At 70.1% G+C, this 13,761-nt stretch carries 11 protein-coding genes; 4 read left to right on the forward strand and 7 right to left on the reverse strand.

Going from position 1 to position 13,761, the window contains the following annotated elements; genetic code table 11:
• Positions 1–419 precede the first annotated feature (419 nt).
• A complete protein-coding gene (locus AB0B98_RS01100) occupies positions 420–1,979 on the forward strand; it encodes an OFA family MFS transporter (protein WP_357360554.1) in 1,560 nt (519 codons plus the stop codon).
• A gap of 87 nt (positions 1,980–2,066) precedes the next feature.
• Here the strand turns inward: AB0B98_RS01100 and nrfD are convergent, their stop codons facing one another.
• The 4 genes from nrfD to AB0B98_RS01120 all read right to left on the reverse strand — a co-directional run bounded on the left by nrfD (position 2,067) and on the right by AB0B98_RS01120 (position 8,285).
• The gene (nrfD, locus tag AB0B98_RS01105) at positions 2,067–3,032 is read right to left on the reverse strand and encodes an NrfD/PsrC family molybdoenzyme membrane anchor subunit (RefSeq protein WP_357359771.1); all 966 of its coding nucleotides are present in this window, start codon (positions 3,030–3,032) and stop codon (positions 2,067–2,069) included.
• On the reverse strand, positions 3,029–4,072 hold the full coding sequence (locus tag AB0B98_RS01110) for a 4Fe-4S dicluster domain-containing protein (protein WP_357359773.1): 1,044 nt from the start codon (positions 4,070–4,072) through the stop codon (positions 3,029–3,031). Before AB0B98_RS01110 ends, nrfD begins: the two co-directional genes overlap by 4 nt.
• A gap of 3 nt (positions 4,073–4,075) precedes the next feature.
• Positions 4,076–7,351, reverse strand: coding sequence for a formate dehydrogenase (fdh, locus tag AB0B98_RS01115; RefSeq protein WP_357359775.1), 3,276 nt, complete (start codon positions 7,349–7,351; stop codon positions 4,076–4,078).
• Between the two features lie 148 nt (positions 7,352–7,499).
• On the reverse strand, positions 7,500–8,285 hold the full coding sequence (locus AB0B98_RS01120) for a PrsW family intramembrane metalloprotease (protein ID WP_238669468.1): 786 nt from the start codon (positions 8,283–8,285) through the stop codon (positions 7,500–7,502).
• Between the two features lie 129 nt (positions 8,286–8,414).
• Here AB0B98_RS01120 and AB0B98_RS01125 point away from each other — a divergent pair, with 129 nt between their 5' ends.
• Together AB0B98_RS01125 and AB0B98_RS01130 are read left to right on the forward strand one after the other, a co-directional pair.
• Complete coding sequence (locus AB0B98_RS01125) at positions 8,415–9,119, forward strand: permease-like cell division protein FtsX (RefSeq protein WP_357359778.1); 705 nt, start codon at positions 8,415–8,417, stop codon at positions 9,117–9,119.
• A gap of 77 nt (positions 9,120–9,196) precedes the next feature.
• Positions 9,197–10,189, forward strand: a complete 993-nt coding sequence (locus AB0B98_RS01130; protein ID WP_357359780.1) for a hypothetical protein — start codon at positions 9,197–9,199, stop codon at positions 10,187–10,189.
• A 9-nt stretch (positions 10,190–10,198) separates the two neighbouring features.
• Here AB0B98_RS01130 and AB0B98_RS01135 read toward each other — a convergent pair whose 3' ends face one another.
• The 3 genes from AB0B98_RS01135 to AB0B98_RS01145 form a co-directional block, all read right to left on the reverse strand.
• Positions 10,199–12,040 carry a hypothetical protein gene (locus AB0B98_RS01135; RefSeq protein ID WP_357359782.1) on the reverse strand — a complete coding sequence of 614 codons (1,842 nt, stop codon included), beginning with the start codon at positions 12,038–12,040 and terminating at the stop codon, positions 10,199–10,201.
• Positions 12,037–12,801 carry an ABC transporter ATP-binding protein gene (locus AB0B98_RS01140; protein WP_357359784.1) on the reverse strand — a complete coding sequence of 255 codons (765 nt, stop codon included), beginning with the start codon at positions 12,799–12,801 and terminating at the stop codon, positions 12,037–12,039. Before AB0B98_RS01140 ends, AB0B98_RS01135 begins: the two co-directional genes overlap by 4 nt.
• Before the next feature lie 70 nt (positions 12,802–12,871).
• On the reverse strand, positions 12,872–13,291 hold the full coding sequence (locus AB0B98_RS01145) for an ASCH domain-containing protein (protein ID WP_357359786.1): 420 nt from the start codon (positions 13,289–13,291) through the stop codon (positions 12,872–12,874).
• Positions 13,292–13,315: 24 nt separating this feature from the next.
• Here AB0B98_RS01145 and AB0B98_RS01150 point away from each other — a divergent pair, with 24 nt between their 5' ends.
• Positions 13,316–13,759 carry an NUDIX domain-containing protein gene (locus AB0B98_RS01150; protein ID WP_357359788.1) on the forward strand — a complete coding sequence of 148 codons (444 nt, stop codon included), beginning with the start codon at positions 13,316–13,318 and terminating at the stop codon, positions 13,757–13,759.
• Positions 13,760–13,761 lie beyond the last annotated feature (2 nt).

The following is a 13,761-nucleotide window of genomic DNA, read 5'->3' on the forward strand; positions in this document are numbered from 1 at the left end:
GCCCCTATACACTCCGCCGTCCGCGGGGGGGGGGGGGGGGGGCCGTTGGCCCCCCCCCCGCTCTGCGCCCAGGCCGGAACTGGCGAATCAGCGAGGGCACTCCCCCTGCCGCCACCTTTGCTCTGCTTCAACCCGCGCAGCGGTTTCGGGCCCTGAGTGTTGCGTCGGTTGAAGCAGAGCAAAGCGTGCGAGCTGGCCCACCGGCCGCCGCCGGTGACGAGCCGACGTCTCCGGTTCCGCGTTTCCCGGTAACGACATGACGTGAACGTCTTGCCACGTAACGTGAGATTGAGCCGGTCAACGGCTGACGCCAGACGTGCGCCGGGCCGCCACTGCGGCGGCGCCGCTCGGCCAACTGCCGGGTCGACAGCTCGGCAACGTCGCGGCCTGTTCGGCCGCAGGAGGTGTGGACGATGCCCATGCTGTCGGTCTTCGATCCTCGGCACACTGTCGCTCCCCCGGGATACAGCCGCTGGCTCATCCCGACCGCGGCCCTGGCCGTGCACGTGTGCATCGGCCAGGTCTACGCGACGAGTGTCTACAAGAACTCCCTCATCGCGCACTTCGACACCAGCCAGACGGCGATCGGGGCGATCTTCAGTATCGCCATCGTCATGCTGGGCTCGTCAGCGGCGGTGGGCGGCCGTTGGGTGGAGCGGAACGGACCGCGCCGGGCGATGTTCGTCTCGGCGTGCTTCTGGGCCGTCGGGTTCCTGGTCGGCGCGCTCGGCATCGCGACCCAGCAGCTCTGGCTGCTCTATCTCGGGTACGGCGTCATCGGCGGCATCGGGCTCGGCATCGGCTACATCTCGCCCGTCTCCACCCTGATCAAGTGGTTCCCGGACCGCCCCGGCCTGGCCACCGGGCTCGCCATCATGGGGTTCGGCGGCGGCGCCCTGGTCGCCGGCCCGCTCGCGCGCCAACTGCTCTCCCTCTACGACTCCGGCTACAACCCCAACAACCCGGCCGCCGTCGCGTCCGGGCATGCCCTCGTGGCGCTCTTCGTCACGTTCGGCATCGGCTACTTCGTGATCATGATGTTCGGTCCGTTCAACGTCCGGGTTCCGGCACCGGACTGGCGGCCCGCCGGGTTCGACCCCGCCAGCGTCGCCGCCAAACCGCTGGTGACGACGGCGAGCGTGTCGGCGTCGAACGCTGTGCGTACCCGGTCTTTCTGGTTGCTGTGGATCGTGCTGTTCTGCAACGTCACAGCGGGCATCGGCATCCTGGAGCAGGCAAGCCCGATGATCCAGGACTTCTTCCGGGACAACGGGACCGCCACCACTGTCTCGGTGTCGGCGGCGGCCGGTTTCGTGGGAGTGCTGTCGCTGTTCAACATGGCTGGGCGGTTCGTCTGGTCGACGACGTCCGACCTCATCGGCCGCAAGCCCATCTACATGGTCTACCTCGGCGTCGGCATGGTGCTGTACCTGCTGCTCGCCGTGGCCGGCCACTCCGCGACAGCGGTCTTCGTGCTGATCGCCGCCGCGATCATCTCTTTCTACGGCGGCGGTTTCGCCACCATGCCCGCCTACCTGCGTGACCTGTTCGGCACCTTCCAGGTTGGGGCGATCCACGGCCGGATCCTGACCGCCTGGTCGGCCGCGGGTGTCGCCGGCCCGCTGATCATCAACGGGATCCTCGACACCCAGGGCAAGCCCGGCACCCTCACCGCTGCGGCGTACCGGCCCGCGCTGTTCACAATGGTCGCCATCCTCGCCATCGGGTTCATCGCGAACCTGCTGGTGCGTTCCGTGCCCGAGCGGTTCCACGAACCGGACCGGGGACCGACCTCGCCCGTGGCGAAGGCGACGATCACCGAGCCTGTCGCTCTCGGGCGCGACAGCCAGCCGCCCGCGCCGCCGCGCGTCGGTAGCCAGACCGGGCGGCTCTGGTTGTCGTGGCTGCTGGTCGCGGTGCTACTCGGGTACGGCATCGTCCAGACCGCCATCACCGCCGCGAAGCTGTTCACCGGCTGACGCCCGGCGGCCCATAGCGGCCAGACCTCCTGCAACGCAACGGAAGGCGTCCCCTTGAAGGGGGCGCCTTCCGTTGCGCCGATCCGCTCAGAGCTGGGTGGCCGACCGCTTCTCGTCGAGCCGCACCCGTTGTGGCACGACCGTGTACTTCGGATCGCGGGCCGACACCCGTCCCGCCTCGAAGACGCCGAACCGGGTGGCGACCGACGATGCCACGAGGGCCGCGCCGGAGATCGCCGCCAGGACCCGGCTGCGTCGGCTGAGCAGCGCGGTGGCGGTGCCCACGGCGAGCAGGACGCGTCCCGCCTTGACCAGCCGGCCGCTGCGTCCGTGCCTGTAGGGCTCGCTGGTGAGGCCCTGCCGCTCCAGTTGGTGCCCTCCGCCAAACTCGATGGCGGCGGCGGCCAGGGCGAGTCGTCGCAGTGGGGCGGTCTCGGCGGCCGGTGCCGCGATCAGGCCGACCCCGGACGCGGCGGCGAGCGCGCTGCCGGCGAAAACGAACGGCAGCGACGGGTAGGCGTCGTGCCAGGACGGCACGGCCGTGTCGGCGAGCAGCACCCCGGTGTACGTCGCCAGCGCTGGCGCAGTTGCCGCGGCAGCCAGGCCGGCGACGTTGCCGACGGGCGGTGCGATCCGACGGGCAAGGCCCAGCACACCGTGCTGCGGGAGCAGCGGCGCCAGCTCGGCGACCGCTGCCACACCGGCCAGCGGGCCGAACGCGGCGAGGATCCAGGTGCCGACCGACATCGGCGAGGTCACCTTGGCCACCCGGAGCATGTGATGGAACCGGGCCGGCCGGCCGAGGTCGTGGACCAGCAGGTACGTGCTGGCGGCGACACCGCCGAGAGCTGTCCAACGGCCCACAGTGCGCAGCCCGGGTCGTCCGGTCAGTTGGGCGCCCGCGCCGATCAGCGCACTTCCGGCGGCGAGGCCTCCGGTGAACAGGTAGCCGGCGATGTCGTACTTCCACACCGGCGGCTTCAGAACCGGCCGGCCGTAGTAGGAGGCGAAGTCGGCCGGCGGCACGGTGAGCTGCTCGCCGCCGCGGGTCATTGCCGCCTGCCCAGGAACGCGACGGCCGTGGCTACCGCCATCGTCATCGCCGCCAGGCCGGCGCGCTTCCACATGGCCGGCAGGTCGCGGGTGGTGACGATCGGGTCCGGTGGCAGTCCGTACACCTCCGGCTCGTCGAGCAGCAGGAAGAACGCACCATCACCACCGACGCCGTCGTTCGGGTCGTGCCCGTACAACCGGGCCTCCGGCATTCCGCGCTCATGCAGCTTCGCGACGCGCGCGGCGGCCCGCTCCCGCAACTCGTCCAGTTCCCCGTACTGGATCGACTCCGTCGGACACGCCTGCGCACACGCCGGGGTCATGCCCGCGCCCAAGCGGTCGTAGCACAGGGTGCACTTCCACGCCCGACCATCGTCCTTGCGTTGATCGATGACGCCGTACGGGCAGGCGGAGATGCAGTAACCGCAGCCGTTGCAGATGTCCTCCTGCACCACCACTGTGCCGAACTCCGTCCGGAACAGCGAACCCGTCGGGCAGACATCCAGGCATGCCGCGTGGGTGCAGTGCTTGCACACGTCCGACATCATCAGCCAGCGGAAATCCGTCCGCCCCTCCGCGCCCGAGCCCCTCCCCGGTGGCTGCGCACCCGGCATCCCCAGAAACTCCGGTCCGCCCGACATGCGGGCCGCCGCGGCGGGCGAGCCGGTGGGCAGGCCGGGGTCGGTCCCGGTGTCGGTGCTGGTGCGCGCACCGGCCGCCGCCGTCACCGGGCTGATCGCCGGCCCGTCCGGGTCCCCCGCGAACGCCGGAGTCGCCCAGCCGGCCGAACGAGGCTGCTCCACGAACGCGACGTGCCGCCACGAGTTCGCTGTCAGCGCGCCAGTGTTGTCGTACGACATTCCCAGCAGGTCGAGCCCGCTCTCCGGGACACCGTTCCACTCCTTGCAGGCCACCTCGCACGCTTTGCAGCCGATGCAGACGCTGGTGTCGGTGAAGAACCCCATCCGCGGCGGCGGTTTCTCGTAGCCGGCGTCCGGTGCGGGGTCCAGCGGCCCGTACAGGGCGTTGGCGTGGGGCATCGGTCAGGCCTCCTGGTCGCTGCTGCTGTCGGCGACGTCGGTCGTGACCATCGGCGGATAGCGGTGGACGAGGTTGCCCGACCGCCGCCGGTAGTCGACGACGAGGTCCACCAGGTTCTGTCCTCTGGGGCGTCGTCCGGGCCGGACGTCGCACGTGCCGACCTTGCTCTCCTGAATCAGGACGTTGGGGTCGAGGGTGATGCCGAACAGGTCGTTGGCCGAGTCGCCGGTCACCAGGCCCTCGTAGCCGAAGTGGTACGGCAGCCAGACCTGGTGGATGATTCGGCCATCCACTCGCAGCGGCGTCACGCGGTCGGTCACCAGCACCTTCGCCTCGACTGCCGCCCGGCTGGTGACCAGGTGGGCCCAGCCCAGGTGACTCAACCCTCGCAGGGCCGCCAACTCCGGTGACACCTCGACGAACATCTCCGGTTGCAGCTCCGCGAGCGGTGACACCGTCCGGCTCATTCCACCGGCGGTGTGGTGCTCGGTGAGCCGGCTGACCGTGAACACGAACGGGAAGACGTCGCTGTGCTCCTGGGGCGGGCTCGGGTTGAGCGCGTTGATCGGGTGGGTGTAGACCTTGCGGGTCGGGTTGGCCTGCTGTCGGTAGAGCGGGTTGCGCACCGGCGACTCGACCGGCTCGTAGTGGGTGGGCATCGGTCCGTCGAGCACGCCGGTGGGCGCGTACAGCCAGCCTTTGCCGTCTCCCTGGAGGATGAACGGGTCGTCGCCGGCGATGCCCGCCACACCCGAGGCGCCGTGCTCCGGTCGGTAGGACGGCGGTTTGGTCTTTTCGAAGTCCGGCACGTCGTAACCTGTCCACTCGCTCTTGTCCGCGTCCCACCAGACGTAGCGTTTGCGTTCACTCCACGGGTTGCCGTCGGGGTCGGCGGAGGCACGGTTGTAGAGGATGCGCCGGTTCGCCGGCCACGCCCAACCCCACTCGGGCGCCACCAGGGACTGCTCCGAGCCGGGTTTGCGGCGGGCCGCCTGGTTGACGCCGTCGGCGTACACCCCGGTGTAGATCCAGCAACCGCCTACGGTGGAGCCGTCGTCCTTCATCTCGGTGAACGACGCCAGCGGCCGGCCGGTGGCCACGTCGTACCCGTTGATCTCGCGCAGCACCGCCTCCGCACTGGGCTCCGCGTGCGGGCCGTGCGTGGGGTAGTCCCAGGTGAGGTCGAGCAGCGCCCTGTCGCGTGGCTTCGTCGACGTCGCGAGCCGTTCCCGGATGACGCGACCGAGGTGGTAGAAGAACCACAGTTCGGAGCGGGCGTCGCCTGGCGGTTCGACGGCCTTTTCCCGCCACTGCAACAGCCGTTGGGTCTGGGTGAAGGTGCCCTCCTTCTCCACGTGCGACGCGGCCGGTAGGAAGAACACCTCGGTGCGGCACCGCTCTGGTGCGATCTCGCCGGTCTCGATCTCCGGCGCGTTCTGCCAGAAGGTGGCGCTCTCGATCATGAACAGGTCGCGGACGACCAGCCAGTCGAGGTTGGCCATGCCGAGCCGCTGCGCCCGGCCGTGCGCCGAACCGACAGCCGGGTTCTGCCCGAGCAGGAAGTACCCCTTGATCTTGCCGTCGATCATGTCGAGCACCTGCTGGTAGGTGCCGTGATCACCGGTCATCCGCGGCATGTACCCGTAGCAGTAGTCGTTGTCGGCGGTGGCCGCGGCACCCCAGTACGCCTTGAGCAGGTTGACGCCGTAGGTGCGGGCGTTGCCCCAGAAGCCCTTCTGCCCGGGGTGCGCAATGCTGTCCACCCACTTGTCCAGGGTCGGGTGCTCGGCGTGGTGGGGCATCGGCAGGTAGCCCGGCAGCAGGTTGAACAACGTCGGAATGTCGGTCGAGCCCTGGATGCTGGCGTGCCCGCGCAGCGCCATCACCCCGCCACCCGGGCGGCCCATGTTGCCCAGCAGGAGCTGGATGATCGCGCCGGTGCGGATGTACTGCACGCCGACGCTGTGCTGCGTCCAGCCCACCGAGTAGACGAGCATGCCGGTGCGGTCCCGGCCGGAGTTCTCGGTCCACGCCCGGGCCAGTTCGAAGAACTTCTCCTGCGGGATGCCGCAGACCCGTTCCACCATCTCCGGGGTGTAGCGGGCGAAGTGCCGCTTGAGGATCTGGTAGACGCAGCGGGGGTGCTGCAACGTCTCGTCACGTTGGGTCTCGCCGCCGACCGGCGCGCCGTGCGACTCGTTCTCCAGCCCGGCCGCCGTCTCCCGCTGCGTCTCGCTGTCGCGGGTCGTCTGGTTCTGCGAGTGACCCTCGTACCGCCAACTGGCCTGGTCGTAGGTGGCGTTGTCGTCGTTGAAGCCGGAGAAGAGGCCGTGCATGTCCTCGGTGTCGGCGTACTCCTCGGTCACGATCGTCGCGGCGTTGGTGTAGGCGACGACGTACTCCCGGAAGTCCAGCTCGTTGTCGAGGATGTAGCGCACCACCCCGCCGAGCAGCGCGATGTCGGTGCCCGCCCGGATCGGCAGGTACGAGTCAGCCAGCGCGCTGGTACGGGTGAACCGCGGGTCGACGTGGAAGACCTTCGCCCCCCGACGCTTGGCCTCCATCACCCACTGGAAGCCCACCGGGTGTGCCTCGGCCATGTTCGAACCCTGGATGACGATGACGTCGGAGTTCGACAGGTCCTGCTGGTACTGGGTGGCGCCGCCACGACCGAAGCTGGTCCCCAGACCGGGGACGGTGGAGGAGTGTCAAATACGGGCCTGGTTCTCGATCTGGAGAGCCCCCATCGCGGTGAACAACTTCTTGATGAGGTAGTTCTCCTCGTTGTCCAGCGTCGCCCCACCCAGACTGGAGATACCCAGCGTCCGGTTGAGCGGTCGACCCTCGGCGTCGACGTCCTCCCAGGTCTCGTCCCGGGCGGCCAGGACCCGATCGGCGATCATGTTCAGCGCCGTGTCGAGGTCGAGGTCCTCCCACTCGGTGCCGTACGGCCGGCGGTAGCGGACAGTGGTCTGCCGCAGCGGACTGGTGACCAGGCTCTTGCTCGCCGAACCCTTCGGACAGAGCCGACCCCGCGAGATCGGGCTGTCCGGATCACCCTCGATCTGACTGACCAGCCCGTCCTTCACGAACACCCGCTGACCACAACCCACAGCGCAGTACGGACAGACCGACCGAGCGACGCTGTCGGCGGTATCGGTGCGGGCGGTGAGCGCGCGGGACCCGTCGGACTTCGCCGCGGCACCCCGGCCCAGCGGGTCCGTGCCGGTGAGCTGGCGGTAGACCGGCCAGCCCTCGAACCAGCTGCGCACCCCCATCGCCGCACCTTCCCGACCTATCCCGCCAAATATGAACACTCTGACGTTAGATGAGGTGCCGGCCCGGTCGCAGCGAGATCACCAACAGTCATGCCTCCCCCGGCAGTGTGGTGCGAGGGCCGGGAGAGGCATGGGAGTACGGCGCTGGTCAGTGCGGTTGCAGCTGGTCGCTGAAGGTCCGGTAGCGGCGCAGCTCCCAGAACAACCAGCCGATGCTGATGATCGCCAACACGACGAAGACCAGCGAACCGGAGAACGTGTCCCAAAGGGTGTGCAGGACGACGACACCCACGAACGTGCCGATGAACCCGAAGAGCCGAGCGACGCTCGGGCTCGCCAGCAACGCCCAGAGCGCGCCGGCGGTCAGCCCGGTCCACGCGGTGTGACCGGCGGGCGCCGTCAGGCCCCGGATGAAGAGCGTCTGCTCCACCGCGCCGATGTTGCCCTGCGAACTCAGCAGCGCGCTGAAGGCGTAGCCCATCGTCTCCAGCGCGGCGAACCCCATGCCGGCGGCGATGCCGATGATCAGCCCGTCGGAGGGCACCCGGCGGCGACGCTGGGCCACCACCGTGAACAGCAGCACCACCGGAACGATCAGCTTCGCCGATTCCTCGATCAACGCGACGAACAGCATCGGCAGGGTGCCGAGGCCGCGCAGGGTGTCGTACTCAAGGGTGCCGGCGACCACAGTGCCGATCACACCGCCGAAGAACGCCGACGTCACCAGCACCGACGCCGGCACCTGCCACCGCCCGGTCCGGGCCTGCGCGAACGTCAGGAACGTCAACGGCACAAGCGTCGACCCGAGCAGGATCAACGCCGGTACGAAGTTCGGATTCTTGGTGCTGACCAAGGTCCGCAGCACCGCCACATAGAGGATCAACCCGATGACGAGCACTCCGACCCACGCCCACCGGCGCCACCGATCACGCATACCGCGCAGTCTGGCGGACCACTGTTACGAAGACCAGCCCCCGGCACCGAGATCCTGACGACCTCCCAGCGGCGACGTCAGCTGTCAAGGGACGGCGATGCGCGCGAGTGATGGCTACGATCTGCGCCCATGCGCCGCGGAGCACCGTTACTGTCACTCGTCGTCCTGCTCGCCCTTCCCGCCTGCACCTCGAAGCCAGAGGAACCCGGGGACGTGGCGTTGACCGTCTTCCTCGACAATGACGTGACCGTGGCGCAGAAGGGCAGCGTGGAGCAGCAACTCCGGTCGATGCCCAGTGTCACTGAGGTGTCCCTGGAAACCCGCGAGCAGGCGTACGAGCGCCAGAAGGCGGATCTGAAGGACCAGCCCGACCTGCTGGCGGCCCTCAAACCGGAGTACATGCCGGAGCTTCTGCACGCCACAGTCACCGACGCGTCGATCGCCGAGGCGATCGAACTGGTGATGGTTGAGGCCGACGGCGTGCAGGACGTGGCGCTCAGGATCGCGGACGTCGACCCTCGGCCATCGCGGATCGGCGTCATCGTCCGGCTCACGTCGTCGGCGACCGACGAACAACGCGCCGCCGTGGAGAAGGCCGTCCGGGCACTCCCCACGGCGAAGTCGATCGAATTCGAGGACCGCGACGCCGCGTACGAGCGCCTGCGCAAGCGGTGCCAGGGCAAGGGTGACCTGTCCACGCAGCTCCAACCGCAGATGACGCACGAGTCGTGGCGGTTCGAGATGCCCCTGAACGGACAAGGATCTGGCGTGGGCGAGCTGATGAGGCTCGACGGCGTCGACGGCGTCCCCCTGGCCCCTCTGGCGATGCTGTAACGCCTGCGGCATCCACTGCCATGGCTACCTGACTGCGAGCACGACCACAGCTTCTCGTCGTGCGTAGGCTCACGGCTGTGCGCCCGTTGCTGATCGCCGAGACAGTGATGACGCCGCTGGCCTCTGTCGAGTGGCTGACCGGCACGGGGTTGCTGGCGTGGAGCCATCGTTCGCTGCGCGTGTTGCACCCGGACCTGACCGTCGCGCTGGCGTGGGAGTCCTCCGACGAGGACCCGATCCTGGCCGTCGGCGTGGCTGCGGACCTGTCGCGGTTCGCGCTCGTGGGCCCCCGCCAGGTGCAGGTCCGCAGCGCTGATGGCCGGGTCCTCTGGGAGGTCGACCACGGCACTGTCTTCTCGACAGGTTGGCCCCGGCCGAGTTGTCACCTGGCCGGGGACGACCTTCTCTGGTTGTTTCTGCCCGACGCTGCCGGCGACCAACTCGTCGTGTTGGACGCGTCCGGGGGCGGGCCCGAGGTGGACCGGCGCCCCCTTCAGACCGTTGAGGGCTTCGCCACATTCATCCTGGACGCCAATCGACAGCACGTCGGGCTGCATGTCGCTGTGGGACCGGAGACCTGCCTCAGTTACCGCTGGACGACTGGCGATCGGCGGTTGGTCGCCGGGCAGAGCTTGAACGGCTGCCTGGCCGACATGAACGCCAGCGGGAGCTTCTACCTCTCCATGCCGCACGGCAGCGGCCGGATCGCGATACGCGATGTCGCCGACGACAGTGCCCGGGTAGAGCGCCGCTACGACGACATCCCGGAGTTCGGCGACTCCGACGACTACCGGATGCACGAGACCGCGGCCGTCGTATCCGACGACTGGGTCATTGTCGGCGTCGCGACCGACGAGGGTGACGCCGAGCAGCATCTCCTGCTTTCCACCCGCACGCTGCGCCCACAGACCGTGCTGGACTACGGCGTCGACATGCCCCAGAACTCGATCCGGTCCGCCGGTGGACACGGGCGGTGGATGACGCACGACGCCCGCCTCGGGGTGCTCCGCCTCTGGCAGCTCCGGGAGCCACACACGGACGAGGTCGAGGGTCAACTGGCGCTGTGGTAGAGCTGTGGATCAGGAGCCGCCGGGCTGCGCTCGACGATCCCACAGCACCAGGCCGGTGAGCAGCATCGCGACGCCCAGACCGACCATTGCCAACCCCACCGCCGTGTGCGCGCTCCCGCTCAGGTGACCGGCCACGATCCATCCGCTGTCGATTCCGAACGCCAGCGGCATCAGCCCCTGCGGGATCACCGGAATCCACCCGACGGTCAGCAACCCCAGCGCCCACGCTGTCGACTTGTTCTCCCGATACCACTGCGCGTCCCAGGTCAGCGGAAGCGCCGTCTCCGGGGGGCGGCTCCGCTGACCGGCCGCGGCGAGCACAGTCGTGCCGCGCCGGGCGAGCCGCTCGTCGGCCAACCACACGCCACCTGACCAGGCGGCGGCGCCTCCGAGCAGCCCGACCAGCGGCAACAGCGGCGCCACCGCCGACGGGCCCCAGATGGCCAGGGCGAGCACCGGCGCGGCGGCGAGCAGCCCGGCCGCTGTGGCAACCAGCACGCTGACGATGTCGGTCGGGTTGTCGGCCGGGGTCGGATGCCGCGGGTCGGCCACCGGGCGTACGCGCAGCAACGACACCCACACCGGCACCGACGCGCCCGCCCCGAGCAGAGCCGGCAGGGTGCAGAGCGCGGCCATCGCGTCGACGTCGGGGGCGAGGAGGATGCCGGCGACGGTGAGCAGCACGCCGATCGGGGTGACCAGCACCAGCCAGGCCACTGCCCGTCCCCGGACCTCGGCCCGTTCGCCGCCCGGTGTGGTGAGCGGCAGCCACAGCGCGGTGCCGTCCAGCCCGACCAGCCCGGCCGACATCGCCGCCGCGCCGAGCACGGCGAGCGGCCCGGCCCACGGCAGCAGGAGGTCCACGTCGGACAGCAGCGGCAGCCCGGCGAGCAACGCCCCGTACACCACAGCGAACGCCAGATACTGCAACCGCAGCGGATGCCGCGTCCAGGCCCGCAACTCACGGCCCGCGACCGCCCGCGTCGCGGCCGGAACCCATGCCCACCACTCGCGCTCAACCGCGGCCGTCGACGCCGCCACGGTCCGGCGCGGCCGGAACGCCGCGCCGGCGGCGATCACCCTTCGGACAAGCATGATGTACGCGGCGGCGCAGAGCGCCACGATTCCCACCAGGGTCGCCATCAGGCGCACCCCTTGCCCGGTTGGCCCGGTCACGGCGGCGACCGGCCAGGCGCTCGGCACGTACGCCATGGCCCGGACCACCTCTCCCGGCGCTGCCACGAGCAGGACCGACACCCACGGGAAGACCGCCCAGAGCGACCCGGCGACACCCATCGCCGTACCGGTGAAGACGCCGGTGAGCAGCGCCCCGGTCGGGCCGCCGGCGTGGCCGACGACCTCCAGCGCGATGGCCGAGCCGATCAGCCCGAGCAGCCAGAGCAGCACCGCGCCGCCGGCGGTGACGAGGACCGCGACGGTGCCGTACCGGGTGGCGTGCACCGGCAGCGCGGCGAGTGCCACCAGCGAGACAGCCGGACCGATACCGATCGCCGACGCGGCGAGCAGACCGATCGCGGCCGGAACCCCGCCGATCGGCTCCAACCGCAGGTGGGCCGGGCGGACCCGGCCACGACCGCCGCCGAGCAGCAGGGGCAGCACGATCCAGCCGAGAACCCACGCCCCGGCGAGCAGGCCGAGAGTGTGCTGGTCACCGCGGAGCGCGTACCGGATCGACCAGGCGGCGGCGAGCAGACCGACCAGACCGGCCACCGTGGGGCCGGGGTGCTCGCGCAACGAGCGACGCAGCATCGTCGCGCGCATCCGGGCCGGTACCGCCATCGCGCCGAGGGTGCCGCCCAACCGGTCGGGGGCGGTCAGTTCCGCGCTCATCGTGCCCCGGTCAGCCAGTCCAGACCGGCGCTGCCGGAGGCTTCGGCGCCGACCAACTCGACGAACCGGTCCTCCAGGCTGCTGCCGGCGGCGACCTCGGTGACCGTCCCGGCGGCGACCACCCGGCCCTGATGGATCACGGTGACCTCGTCGCACATCTGCTCGACGAGCAGCATCGAGTGGGTGGACAGCACGCAGGTGCCGCCGCCGGCAACGAACCGGCGCAGCACCCGGCGGATGGTGGCCGCGGAGACCGGGTCGACCGCCTCGAACGGTTCGTCGAGCACGAGCAGCCGGGGCGCGTGCAGCAGCGCCTGGGCGAGGCCGAGCTTCTTGCGGGTGCCGGTGGAGCAGTCGGCCAACGGGGTGCCGGCGCCCTTGGCCAGGCCGAGCACCTCGATCAGTTCGGCGGCACGGTCAGTGGCCGCGGCCCGGGGCAGCCCGCGCAGGCCGGCGCTGTAGCGCAGCAGTTCGGCGCCGGTGAGGCGTTCGGGGAAGTCGAGGCCGTCGGGCAGCACGCCGGTCAGCGCGCGGGTCCCACGGCGGTCGCGCAGCGCGTCGTGGCCGAGGATCCGGATCTGCCCGGAGTCCGGGGTGACCAGACCGACTGCCATCCCGATGGTGGTGGACTTGCCGGCGCCGTTGGGTCCGACAATGCCGTGGAAGGTGCCGGGGTGCACGGTCAGATCGACGCCGTCCACAGCGCGATGCGCCGCGAAGGTCTTGACCAGGCCGCGGATCTCGAGTGCCGGGGGGATCACGCGCCGAGCATAGGTGACAGTGCACGACGGCGTGGCCCACTGCTCGGGCCTCCACAGTGGTCGGACACCCTCAGGCCACCTGCACCAGCCGGAAGCGTTCGGTCACCACCAGTGTGTCATCGTCCACTGTGAAGTCTGGATCGCCCAGTTCGGCGCGTACCTCGGCGCTGTGCCAGAACTCCTCGTGCCCCGCACGCCACTGGGCCAGCGACTCGTCGCCCTCCCCCTCGGCCAGCGCGTGTGGCAGGTCGACGTCGGCGAGGCGGACCACCCGTACGTCGGTCAGCTCGATGGCCGCGACCCGGCGGCCGGCGGAGTCCACCACCGCGGACAGTTGACCCACCTCGGGCAGCGGCTCGTTCGCGCACTCGTACCCGACCAGCAGACCGGTCGTCGACGTCTTCGCCCCGGACAGGATCGCGTCAACGAGCTTGTCCCGCAGTGGCCCCGGAAACGCGAACTCGGCAAGGGGAAGATCATCGAGGTCCATCCGCGGAGCGTACGCGACTCGGGCGTGACCGTCGTCGACATGCTCGCGGCGACGTGGCACGGTTTCGTCATGGCCACCTACAGCGTCGCCCTCGTGCTGCTCGTCGATCCGTCGGGCGCGGTGCTCCTGCAGCACCGCGACGAGGATGTGGCCGTCTCGCCGGGCCAGTGGAGCCTGCCGGGTGGCCATGTCGAGCCCGGCGAGTCACCGGAGGAGGCGGCCCGCCGCGAACTACTGGAGGAGACTGGTCTGACAGTGGGTGAGCTGCACCCGCTGTGGAGCGGACCGCGCCCGTACGAGGCGGATTTCCCGCACACCGTGACTGTCCACGTGTTCCATGGCACCACCACGGCCCGTCAGGAGGACGTGGTCCTCGGTGAGGGCCAAGCGATGGTGTTCGTCCCCCCGGACGAGGTGCTCGATCGTGAGCTGGCTGTCTCCGCCGCGCTCGTCCTGCGCATGATCTGACG

Source organism: Micromonospora sp. NPDC048947, from assembly GCF_040649495.1.
Taxonomy (GTDB): Bacteria; Actinomycetota; Actinomycetes; order Mycobacteriales; family Micromonosporaceae; genus Micromonospora; species Micromonospora alfalfae.

Bases quoted from the DNA above. Each gene is read 5' to 3' on its own strand.
- AB0B98_RS01100 (WP_357360554.1), top strand. From the start codon at position 420: ATGCTGTCGGTCTTCGATCCTCGGCACACTGTCGCTCCCCCGGGATAC.
- nrfD (WP_357359771.1), bottom strand. From the start codon at position 3,032: ATGACCCGCGGCGGCGAGCAGCTCACCGTGCCGCCGGCCGACTTCGCC.
- AB0B98_RS01110 (WP_357359773.1), bottom strand. From the start codon at position 4,072: ATGCCCCACGCCAACGCCCTGTACGGGCCGCTGGACCCCGCACCGGAC.
- AB0B98_RS01120 (WP_238669468.1), bottom strand. From the start codon at position 8,285: ATGCGTGATCGGTGGCGCCGGTGGGCGTGGGTCGGAGTGCTCGTCATC.
- AB0B98_RS01125 (WP_357359778.1), top strand. From the start codon at position 8,415: ATGCGCCGCGGAGCACCGTTACTGTCACTCGTCGTCCTGCTCGCCCTT.
- AB0B98_RS01135 (WP_357359782.1), bottom strand. From the start codon at position 12,040: ATGAGCGCGGAACTGACCGCCCCCGACCGGTTGGGCGGCACCCTCGGC.
- AB0B98_RS01145 (WP_357359786.1), bottom strand. From the start codon at position 13,291: ATGGACCTCGATGATCTTCCCCTTGCCGAGTTCGCGTTTCCGGGGCCA.